This is a genomic window from Vibrio fujianensis (assembly GCF_002749895.1).
GTDB lineage: Bacteria > Pseudomonadota > Gammaproteobacteria > Enterobacterales > Vibrionaceae > Vibrio > Vibrio fujianensis.
Genome location: NZ_NBUS01000038.1, coordinates 61861 through 68159, shown reverse-complemented (window position 1 = coordinate 68159; position 6299 = coordinate 61861). Strand labels below are relative to the sequence as shown.

The following is a 6299-nucleotide window of genomic DNA, read 5'->3' as shown; positions in this document are numbered from 1 at the left end:
CGCGAGCAAATTTTCGCCATACCCGCAGAGAAAAAGTGGCTCGATCAACGATTACATCCACTGATTAATCAAAGAATGCGTGAGGCACTACAAAAAGTAACCTCCCCTTATGCATTATTGGTCGTTCCGCTGCTGATAGAAAACCAGTTACAGTCGATGGTGGATCGAATTTTAGTGGTCGATGTCGATGAACAAACTCAAATTAAACGAACACAGGCGAGAGATAAAGTAAGTAAGGAACAAGTACTCGCCATATTATCCGCTCAGGCAAGCCGGGCTGAACGACTCGCTTTTGCTGATGATGTGATTAAAAATAGTGCACAAAACCAGAAACTTTTGCCACAAATCACGAAATTGCACCAAAAGTATCTGGCCATAAGCAGTACAAATCAGTCAGAATAGTTCTAAATACACCAAGGCTAGTTTCATGATCACACATAAGTTTGAACATCCGCTCAATGAAAAAACTCGCATATATTTGCGGGTAGAAGCGTTGCTCAATCAAATGGAGCAAGCCTGTCAATTAGCTGACCAACTCCAACATCAATTACTGTTTCGCGCTCTTTTTGATCTACTCGATATTTTCGATCAAATGCAACTGAAAAGTGAATTAGCCAAAGACATTGAAAAACAACGTCTCGCCTACCGCCAGTGGCAAGGTATTGAGGCTGTGGATCAAGATATGCTCACCGCTTTATTAGCCGACATCGATAAAGTACACCGTAATTTAATGGCGGGCGAACGCTTTGGCCAATCGTTGAAAGAAGACCGTTTTCTCAGCACTATTCGACAGCGATTTAACTTACCCGGTGGCTCTTGCTGCTTCGACCTCCCAGCCTTACATTACTGGCTTCACTTGACGGCTGAACAAAAAAATCAAGACGCCCAACAGTGGATTTTAGCCCTTCAACCACTGGCCGATGCCCTGAAATTATGGCTTAAATTAACCCGAGAAACCGGTCAATTTAAAGCGCATACTGCCCAATCCGGCTTTTATCAAAGTGATGCTGAAGGCGCGAATATTCTTCGTTTGTCTATTCCGTTAGCCTATGGCGTCTATCCGATGATCTCTGGCCATAAAAATCGTTTTGCGATTAAATTTATCGATTTTCACTCCGGCCAAGCGAGTAGCCAAAATGTGCCTTTTGAGCTTGCAATCTGTTGTTAATCAAGCAAAATATTGTTAAACAAGCAAAATGTTATTTTGATCAAGAGGAGAGGAACCCATGTCAAAAAAACTGACCGTGGTAACATGCCCACAATGCGGAGCGTCGGTAGAATGGGGAGAGCAGAGTCCTTACCGTCCATTTTGCAGTAAAAAGTGCCAAATGATCGATTTTGGCACTTGGGCCAATGAAGAAAATGCCATTCCCGGTGCCCCTGATATGTTGGACAGCGATGGCTGGTCAGAAGAGCATCATTAGCTCATTCCTGTTTATAATAATAAAGCCCCAAAATGGGGCTTTATTATTTGTTGCTACGGATTTATTCTTCACTCGACGCTTGGCTTGGATCCGCGTCAATATCGATACTGGTGACCCGTTGTAAACCTCGTGGAAGTAAACTTCCCCGACGACCACGTTCACCTCGGAAGTTATCCAGATCGGCCGATTTCAAACCTAACTTACGTTTTCCCGCATATAACGTAATAGAAACACCTGGCGGCAATACCATTAAGTGAGAAACCACCTCTTCTCGAGCCTTCGCTTTGGCACTTGGAATATTGATGATCTTATTCCCTTTACCTTTACTCAATTGCGGTAGATCTTTAATCGGGAAGAGCAGCATTCGTCCTTGGTTGGTGATCGCTAAGATCTCGTCATGATCCAAATCGTTCACCGCTTGCGGTGCTAAAATTTCTGCATTTTCCGGTAAATTGACTAAGGCTTTACCACTGCGATTTTTCGACAGTAAATCAGCTCCTTTACAGACAAAACCATACCCAGCATCAGAACCGACCAACCATAATTGCTCCTCTTCGCCCATGATCGCTTGGCGAATGGAACTGCCTTCGGTGATGTTAAGCCGTCCGGTAATCGGTTCACCTTGCCCTCGAGCAGATGGCAAAGTATGAGACTCAAGCGAGTAACTGCGCCCATCGCTACCGAGCAGCACTACAGGCAGGTTACTTTTACCGCAAGCATGGGCTAAGTAGTTATCTCCTGCCTTATAACTCAAACTCTGGCAATCGACATCATGCCCCTTAGCATGGCGGATCCAGCCTTTTTCAGACAAAACAACCGTAATCGCCTCGCTCGGCATTAAATCACGTTCGGTTAATGCTTTCGCTTCCGCTCGCTCCACAATAGGTGAACGGCGATCATCGCCATATTTCTCGGCATCCGCTTTGAGTTCTTTTTTCAGTAAGGTATTTAAGCGGCGTTCAGAACCCAGCAGTTCTTCTAACTGCTTGCGCTCTTTCTCTAGTTGCTCTTGTTCCGCACGGATTTTCACTTCTTCTAATTTAGCTAAGTGACGCAACTTGGTATCAAGAATTGCATCCGCTTGAATATCGCTAATTCCAAAACGTTGCATTAACACCGGTTTGGGTTCATCTTCTTGGCGAATAATGTCAATCACTTCATCAATATTGAGATAAGCGATTAATAAACCTTGTAAAATATGTAAGCGAGCTAAGACCTTATCCAGACGAAACTGCAAACGAGAACGCACCGTCGTACGACGATACTCAACCCACTCAGAAAGAATTTGGGTTAATCCTTTCACTTGAGGTCGGTTATCGAGGCCGATCATATTCAGGTTAACTCGATAACTTTTTTCAAGATCCGTCGAAGCAAATAAGTGGTTCATCAAGGTATCACAATCCACCCGATTGGAACGCGGTACAATCACGATACGCGTGGGATTTTCATGATCCGACTCGTCGCGCAAATCTTCCACCATCGGCAGTTTTTTCGCCCGCATCTGGTTGGCAATCTGTTCCAATAATTTTGCACCTGACACTTGGTGGGGTAAGGCGGAAATAACAATGTCGGAGCCTTCTTTATGCCATACCGCACGCATTTTTACACTGCCACGTCCGGTTTTGTACATTTTCTCTAGCTCAACCTGCGGGGTGATGATTTCCGCTTCAGTAGGAAAATCAGGCCCTTTGATGTACTGCATCAAGTCGGGTAAAGCGGCATTCGGATGCTCAATTAAATGGATCGTTGCCGCGACCACTTCCCGCACGTTATGTGGTGGGATGTCGGTAGCCATGCCCACCGCAATCCCAGTCACGCCATTGAGTAAGATGTGCGGCAAACGTGCGGGCAACATTTTCGGCTCTTTCATCGTGCCGTCAAAGTTTGCTTGCCACTCAACGGTTCCTTGCCCTAATTCACCGAGTAAGATTTCAGCAAATTTTGATAACTTCGCTTCGGTATAACGCATAGCCGCGAAAGATTTAGGATCATCCGGAGCCCCCCAGTTACCTTGGCCGTCCACCAGCGGATAACGATAGGAAAAGGGCTGGGCCATCAGCACCATTGCTTCATAGCAGGCGGAATCACCATGCGGGTGATATTTACCTAATACATCACCAACCGTACGCGCCGATTTCTTGTATTTGGCAGATGCAGAAAGCCCAAGCTCAGACATTGCATAAATAATACGCCGTTGAACCGGTTTTAGCCCATCCCCAATGTAGGGCAAGGCGCGGTCCATGATGACATACATGGAGTAATTTAAATAAGCGTCTTCGGTAAACTTACGCAGTGCTAGTTGCTCGACGCCGTCAAAATTAATTTCTGTCGACATTTATTGCACCTCTGCTATATCAGCCATATCACCATAACGCTGAAGCCAATTTCGACGGTCATCAGCACGCTTTTTCCCCAGCAACATATCCATCATTTCATCGGTTTCTTTATCATCATCAATGGTTAATTGCACCAAACGACGAGTGTTTGGATCCATGGTGGTTTCCCGTAATTGCAACGGGTTCATTTCGCCTAGCCCTTTGAATCGCTGGACGTTGATCTTGGCTTTTTTCTGGCTTAAGCGCTCAAGAATGGCGTCTTTTTCACCGTCGTCCAAGGCATAATGCACTTCTTTACCACAATCGATCCGATAAAGTGGCGGCATGGCGACATAGACATGACCAGCTCGAACTAAAGCGCGGAAATGACGCGTAAATAAAGCACAAAGCAGTGTGGCAATATGTAGCCCATCGGAGTCCGCATCGGCTAAGATGCAAACTTTGCCATAGCGCAGTGAATCAAGATCATCACTATCAGGATCAATCCCCAAAGCAACTGAAATATCATGTACTTCTTGTGAAGCCAATACTTGATCAGCAGACACTTCCCATGTATTTAAGATCTTACCGCGCAAAGGCATAATGGCCTGGAATTCTCGGTTACGTGCTTGTTTGGCACTTCCGCCTGCAGAATCCCCTTCGACTAAGAAAAGTTCAGTACGGCTAAGATCTTGCTGAGAACAATCGGTTAATTTACCCGGTAACGCTGGGCCCGAGGCGACTTTTTTACGAACCACTTTTTTACTGGCTCGCATACGACGATGCGCATTGGCAATACATGTTTCTGCTAATAATTCAGCGAGTTGAGGCTTTTCATTGAGCCACAAACTAAACGCATCTTTTACCACGCTAGCGACAAACGAGGAGGTTTGACGAGAAGAGAGCCGCTCTTTCGTTTGTCCGGCAAATTGAGGGTCTTGCATTTTGATCGATAACACATAAGCACAACGATCAAACACATCCTCACCGGTTAATTTGACCCCACGCGGTAGCAAATTACGAAACTCACAAAATTCACGCATCGCATCCAGCAAGCCTTGGCGTAATCCGTTAACGTGCGTACCGCCCTGCGGGGTTGGGATCAAGTTAACATAACTTTCGGTAATTAAATCGCCCCCTTCAGGAAGCCAAATAACCGCCCAGTTGGCCGCTTCAATGTCTGTTTTTAACTCGCCAGTAAACGGTTCTTCTGGCAGTAAGGTATAACCTTTAACCCCTTCCGCTAAATAGTCTTTTAAACCATCTTCATAAAGCCAGCGGTACTCGTTATCATTCACCTTATCGGTAAAAGTGACTTCTAACCCTGGGCATAAAACCGCTTTAGCTCGTAAATTATTGATTAAACGTGAAACGGAGAAGTTAGCAGAATCAAAGTAACGCGCTTCAGGCCAAAAATGAACCGATGTTCCTCGATTGCGCCGCCCACAAGTACCGGTGACCGTAAGGTCAGAAACTTTGTCGCCATGTTCAAAGGCAATCTCATAGATCTGCCCATCACGGCGAACGGTGACTTCAATGCGTTTGGATAAGGCGTTCACCACCGAAATCCCTACCCCATGTAACCCACCAGAAAATTGATAGTTTTTATTAGAAAACTTACCACCGGCATGTAATTTACATAAGATCAGTTCCACCCCAGAGACGTTCTCCTCTGGGTGAATGTCTACTGGCATACCACGCCCATCATCAATAACTTCTAGTGATTGATCGGCATGAAGAATCACCTGAACCTTAGTAGCGTATCCGGCTAACGCTTCATCGACACTGTTGTCGATAACTTCTTGCCCTAAGTGGTTAGGGCGCGTGGTATCCGTATACATCCCAGGTCGGCGACGTACTGGTTCTAAGCCATTTAAAACTTCAATGGCTCCAGCATTATATTGTTCAGTCATCATACGGAATGCTTTTATCGAAAAATAATTAGGGTTACTTTACTATTCGTTTATGCTCTATCTACAAGAAAATTGTCACTAAAAATGCACAACACCCAATGATATAGAGCCATAAGCGAAGAAAGAACAAGAGAAACATACTCAGGAAGAGCCCTTGAGATGTCAAGTGACATCCGTTAGCAAGGGATAAATTTATGACTCTTCCCTCAATGACATCCTCAAAGATTTAAGAATTGAATAATTTGCTGAGGATAACGTTCAAAATCGACAAAACTATGATTACCGTTTGGCTCCACCGTTTGTCGAGCGTGCTGATATTTGGCTACCGCTTGGCGATAGTCTAACACTTCATCACCCATTTGTTGTAGTAACCAAAATTGATCGAGATTGTGAATCACGGGAACATCCAGCGCTTTTAGCTCTTTAATGTGCGAATGATCCAGCACATAGCGCTCACCAGTGTATGGATTTTGTTGTTCGCCAAGAAAATCGGCCAGTAATTCGTAAGGCCTAACCGCAGGGTTTACCAGCACCGCCGGGCAAGAAAATTGAGCATTCAACCAGGTTGCCAGATAGCCACCTAACGAACTCCCCACCAAACCAATACGATATTGCTTTTGGTATGCCGCAACCATCTGTAACAGTAA

Annotated in this window: 6 protein-coding genes; 3 read left to right on the top strand and 3 right to left on the bottom strand. The window is 45.1% G+C overall.

The window, feature by feature from the left end:
* From coaE to yacG, 3 genes are all read left to right on the top strand, one after another.
* Positions 1 to 402, top strand: a 402-nt coding sequence (coaE, locus tag B7C60_RS17795) for a dephospho-CoA kinase (RefSeq protein WP_245868523.1), incomplete at its 5' end; no start/stop codon positions are given.
* Positions 403 to 427: 25 nt separating this feature from the next.
* Positions 428 to 1168, top strand: a complete 741-nt coding sequence (gene zapD / locus B7C60_RS04245) for a cell division protein ZapD (RefSeq protein ID WP_099610575.1) — start codon at positions 428 to 430, stop codon at positions 1166 to 1168.
* 58 nt (positions 1169 to 1226) lie between these two features.
* Complete coding sequence (gene yacG / locus B7C60_RS04240) at positions 1227 to 1424, top strand: DNA gyrase inhibitor YacG (protein WP_099610574.1); 198 nt, start codon at positions 1227 to 1229, stop codon at positions 1422 to 1424.
* A 61-nt stretch (positions 1425 to 1485) separates the two neighbouring features.
* Here the strand turns inward: yacG and parC are convergent, their stop codons facing one another.
* The 3 genes from parC to B7C60_RS04225 all read right to left on the bottom strand — a co-directional run.
* The gene (parC, locus tag B7C60_RS04235) at positions 1486 to 3759 is read right to left on the bottom strand and encodes a DNA topoisomerase IV subunit A (RefSeq protein WP_099610573.1); all 2274 of its coding nucleotides are present in this window, start codon (positions 3757 to 3759) and stop codon (positions 1486 to 1488) included.
* Positions 3760 to 5652, bottom strand: coding sequence for a DNA topoisomerase IV subunit B (gene parE, locus B7C60_RS04230; protein WP_099610685.1), 1893 nt, complete (start codon positions 5650 to 5652; stop codon positions 3760 to 3762).
* A 218-nt stretch (positions 5653 to 5870) separates the two neighbouring features.
* Positions 5871 to 6299: YqiA/YcfP family alpha/beta fold hydrolase (locus tag B7C60_RS04225; RefSeq protein ID WP_245868521.1), on the bottom strand; the 429-nt coding region annotated here is incomplete at its 5' end.